Here is a 4,104-nt window from a genome sequence, read left to right on the forward strand (position 1 = left end):
TGAGCATGCTTGATAGTCAGGTGTTCTTTTTGCGCGAGTCCTAACACTTGAGCTGCGCCTCCAGGTTCATCTTCTTATCCTGCGCCGGTAAGGCAAAGCCCGGATCGCTGCACTCTGTCAGGTGTTTTTCCCGCCAGCTTCAGGTATCGGCCTGATTTTTCTGGAGGCCAGAACCTCCTAGAGTCATGGCTCATGAGCCAAACCAGCGAACACCACCGCTTCAGCGCCACAGCGCGCTGTCCATTGTCACGTCCTGCAGCCAGCCTGGATAAGCCATGACGATCAAGATTCTGCTGGCCGACGACAGCCAGACCTTTGTTACCGCGGTGCGCAAATTCCTCGACATGTTGCCGGGCACAGAGGTCGTTGGACAGGCGCATGACGGCCGCGAGGCATTGAGCAAGGCCGGGCAATTGGCGCCAGACCTGGTGTTACTCGACATCAGCATGCCCGAGCTGAACGGCCTGGAGGTCGCACGCCACATGCGGTCGTGGCCGCAACCGCCACACGTCGTATTTCTATCCATGCACGACAGCGTGGACTACCGGGCTGCCGCGCAGGAGCTTGGCGCGGCGGGTTTTGTCGGCAAGACCGACTTCGTCGTCGACTTGCCACCGATCATCGAACGCCTGTTCTTGACAAAACTGGAGCCATTCCAAAATGTCTAAAGGTATCGCCAAGAATTTGACGCATTGTTTTGGCGCCGCCTTTCGACTGGAGAGCCAGGTTCTCTCTGTCGTGCTGCTGTTCCTTGCGGCGCAGGTCTTGCTCGGTGCAGGCTGGGGCATAGGCTTCTTTGCATCAGACCCCATGCCAACACCGTTGTTCGGTCTTGGGCGCGGGCTGCTGGTATTGGCATTCGCCGGCATGGCTTTGGCCTACTTCATCGCCAGCCGCAGCCGCCGCGCGGCGAACAAGTTTATGCAGCGCACCGCCAACATGCGCGCTCGCACCCTGGACACGCTGCAAGAAGGCGTCACGCTGGCCAACCTCAAGTGCGAGCTGGTCTACGTCAACGAAGCCTACTCGCGCATGACCGGCTATAGCCGCGAGGAACTGCTAGGCAGGCCTTGCGGCAAGAGGCTCCAGGGCCCCGGCCCCAACGCCGCCACGGTCGAACTGATACGCGCGGCCGTGAAAGCTCACAAACCGTTTCACGGCGAAATCCTGACCTACCGCAAGGACGGCACAGCGTTCTGGAATGAACTCTCGATCACCCCCCTTTTTGACGAAGAGGGCGTGTTGCTTGAGTATTTCGGCGTGCAGCGCGACGTCACCGACCGCAAAGAGGCGGAGCTGGCGCTGAAGAAGTCGCAAGAACAATTCAAGCAGGTTCTCAAGAGCTCCGACGATGGCATTTGGGCCTGGAACCTCGACGACGACCAGGTCGAACGCTCTCTGAGCTGGTACCAGATGCTCGGCTACGAGGGGCAAGATGGGCAGTCCCGTTCCGATTTCTGGGCAGAAATCATCCATGCCGATGACCTGGCGTTCGTCCAACAGGAGATCGAGCGCTTGCGCGCTGGCGATCAGGAACGCTACAGCATGCAGCTGCGCCTGCGGCACAAGGAAGGTCACTACGTCCCGGTGCTCTCGCGTGGCTACATTCATCGCAATGCCAACGGACGGGCGATGCGCGTCTACGGCAGCATCACCGACCTCACCGATCAAAAAGCAAGAGAAGCCAAGCTCAGCCTGGCAGCGGCCGCGTTCCTGCAAAGCCGCGAAGGTATCGCCATGACAGATGCCTACTGCAACATCATCATGGTGAACAAGGCTTTCAGCGCCATCACCGGCTACACCGAGGCCGAGGTTCTGGGCCAGAATCTGCGCGTCCTGGCCTCTGGGCGGCACTGCCCTGAGTTCTACGCTGCCTTGTGGGATGAGGTCAACACCACCAACCACTGGGCCGGCGAAATATGGGATCGCCGCAAGGACGGCACGGAGTACCCCCAGTGGATGGCGATCACGGCGGTTCGCGACCAGCATGAGCAGATCACGCACTACCTCAGCAACTTTAGCGACCTGAGCGCTGCCAAGGCTGCCGAAAACCGCATTCAGTTGCTGGCCCATTTTGATGCGCTCACCGGCCTGCCCAACCGTGCACTGCTGCAGGACCGCACTGGGCACTCCATCAGCATGGTGCAGCGCGCCAGCGAACCCCTGACGATGATGCTGTTGGGCATTGACCATTTCAAAAGAATCACCGACACGCTGGGCTACCAGGTCCGCGATGAACTGCTGGTGGCCATGGCCAGACGGCTCAGTGACCTGGTGCGCAACCAGGACACCGTGGCACGCCTGGAGGGCAAGGACTTCGTCCTGGTGCTGCCCGGCACCGCGGCCGGCGGCGCCGTGCACCTGGCCACTGAACTGCTGAGGAAACTGGCACAGCCCTTCCAACTGGCGGGTCACGAGCTCAGTGTCACCGTTTCCATCGGCATCGCCAGTTACCCCGACAACGGATGTGACTTTGACTCACTGTTCAAGGCCGTGGAAATTGCCATGCACCGGGTGCAGCTCAATGGGCGTGACACCTTCGAGTTCTACAGCGCAGACATGTACCAACAGGTGCGCACGCGCAACCTCATGAGCCAGGCCTTGCGCAATGCGGCCGCACTCGAACAGCTGCACCTGGTCTACCAGCCGCTGGTGGATTTGCAGACCGGGCAGATCAGCGGCCTGGAGGCGCTGCTGCGCTGGCAGCATCCCGAGTTGGGTGCCGTCTCCCCGGCGCAGTTCATTCCATTGGCCGAAGAGTCGGGCTTGATCAAGGGCATTGGCGAATGGGTTTTCCGTCGCGTCTGCCGCAACATTCGCACCTGGCAGGACCAGGGGCTCCACGTCCCGCGCGTGGCCATCAACGTCTCGCCCCTGCAATTTCACGATCTCGATTTGATTGCGCAAGTGAAAAATATCTTCTCCTTGCACCAGGTCGATCCCAAGCTGATTTGCATCGAAGTGACCGAGGGTGCGCTGATGGACGATGTGCAACGCAGCGAGGCCATGCTCAAAGAGCTCAAAGACCTTGGCATCCAGCTCTCGCTGGACGACTTTGGCACGGGTTACTCATCGCTGAGTTACCTCAAGCGTTTCCCCTTTGACAAGATCAAGATCGACCAGTCCTTTGTGCACGACATCACCACCAGCCAGAGCGACAACGTGCTCGTGAAAGTGATCGTCTCCATGGCGCATGGCCTGGGTCTGAAGGTCACCGCCGAGGGCGTCGAAACCGAAGCCCAGTGCGAGATCTTGCGCACTCATATGTGTGACGAAATTCAGGGCTACTTCTTCTCCAAACCCGTTTCCGCCCAGGCCATCGAAGATCTCTTCAACGAAGGCCGGCAGTTACCGCCCCATCTGCTGCGCCTGCCGCATCGCCACCTGCTGCTCCACGATGAGCCCGATAGCGCGGGCTCGCTCATGTCGCTTCAGTAGCCCAAGTTCTCGGTTGCCGCGAAGCACCTTGATTGTTCCCATCCCCCTCACCGTTCATCAACCAAAGGAAAAACTCCATGGCTCTCATCAAGAAATTCACTGCTAAAGTCGCCACCCCGTCTGAAAATGAAAGCGGCAAACCTACCGGCGCGTCCGCTCGCGACGCAGAGGTGCAGCGCAAGAGGGCGCGNNTTAAATGGAGCTCATGATGGCCCTAGTCAAGAAATTATCCCCCGTAGCCCGTGCCACTACTTCTGAAGATGGTAAGTCATCCACCGCATCCACTCGCGACGCAGAGGCCCAGCGCAAGAGGGCGCGCACGCTCGGCAAGCAACAGCAGGCGGCGGAGCGCATCGCCGCCGCCACCGGGCAGTTGTCTTCCGGCATCAACCAGGCGGCCTCCGCCGCGGAGCAATTAAAGCGCGCTGCCGACCTGATCGCCTCCGGCGCCGAAGTGGCCTCCGGCGCGGCGCAGGAATCAATGACAGCCTTCACGCAGGTCATCGGCGCCATCGCCCTCCAGTTGCGCAATGCGGACATCAGCCAGACCAAAATGGAGGGCGCTCAGACCCTGGTTGCCAAAACCTCTGCGGACGTCGCCAACCTCATTACCAACGTCGCCGTGGCCGGGCAACGCCAGATTGCCTCGGTGGCGATGGTGGTGGA

The 4,104-nt window shown here is 60.3% G+C and carries 2 protein-coding genes and 1 pseudogene; all 3 read left to right on the top strand.

Annotated elements, in window-relative coordinates; translation table 11 throughout:
• Positions 1–275: 275 nt before the first annotated feature.
• On the top strand, positions 276–668 hold the full coding sequence (locus B3V69_RS00155; RefSeq protein WP_296442661.1) for a response regulator: 393 nt from the start codon (positions 276–278) through the stop codon (positions 666–668).
• Positions 661–3,438 (top strand): sensor domain-containing protein, encoded by a 2,778-nt coding sequence (locus B3V69_RS00160; RefSeq protein ID WP_296442663.1) that lies wholly within the window; start codon positions 661–663, stop codon positions 3,436–3,438. The genes B3V69_RS00155 and B3V69_RS00160 overlap by 8 nt, the downstream gene beginning before the upstream one ends.
• Before the next feature lie 205 nt (positions 3,439–3,643).
• Positions 3,644–4,104 (top strand): annotated as a pseudogene (locus B3V69_RS00165) (methyl-accepting chemotaxis protein); the annotation flags it as partial.

The sequence above is a fragment of the Rhodoferax sp. UBA5149 genome (genome assembly GCF_002413825.1).
In the GTDB taxonomy this organism is placed as follows: Bacteria; Pseudomonadota; Gammaproteobacteria; order Burkholderiales; family Burkholderiaceae_C; genus Rhodoferax.